The organism is Mesorhizobium sp. M7A.F.Ca.CA.002.09.1.1 (genome assembly GCF_003998555.1).
GTDB lineage: Bacteria > Pseudomonadota > Alphaproteobacteria > Rhizobiales > Rhizobiaceae > Mesorhizobium > Mesorhizobium ciceri.
The window spans coordinates 1-418 of sequence record NZ_RZRR01001638.1 but is presented as its reverse complement, the minus strand read 5'-3'; the positions used below and the strand labels follow the sequence as shown (position 1 = coordinate 418).

The window sequence follows — 418 nt, the reverse complement described above, 5'->3', positions numbered from 1 at the left end:
CGCGCACGGCGTCTGATATCGCGCGGGTCAGCGCGATGTCGTAGCCGGCCTTGGTGCCGTCGCGATCCATCGAGGTCAGCAGGATCTCGCCGGCGCCGCGATCGACCATTTTCCGCGCGAACTCGACCGCGTCGATGCCGGTCTTTTCGCGCCCACCATGGGTGAAGATCTCCCAGCGGTCGGCCTCACCGGTGGCGGACACTTTCTTGGCGTCGATGGCGACGACAATGCACTGGTTGCCGAACTTGTCGGCAGCCTCGGCAACGAAGTCCGGGTTCTTCACCGCCGCCGTGTTGATCGACACCTTGTCCGCGCCGGCCAAGAGCAGCTTCCTGATGTCGGCGACCTGGCGCACGCCGCCGCCGACGGTCAGCGGCATGAAACATTGTTCGGCGGTGCGTGCGATGACGTCGAAGAT

At 65.3% G+C, this 418-nt stretch carries 1 protein-coding gene; it reads right to left on the bottom strand.

The features are described from left to right. A partial coding sequence (locus tag EN994_RS35095; protein ID WP_245466193.1) for a HisA/HisF-related TIM barrel protein occupies window positions 1-418 on the bottom strand: 418 nt, incomplete at both ends.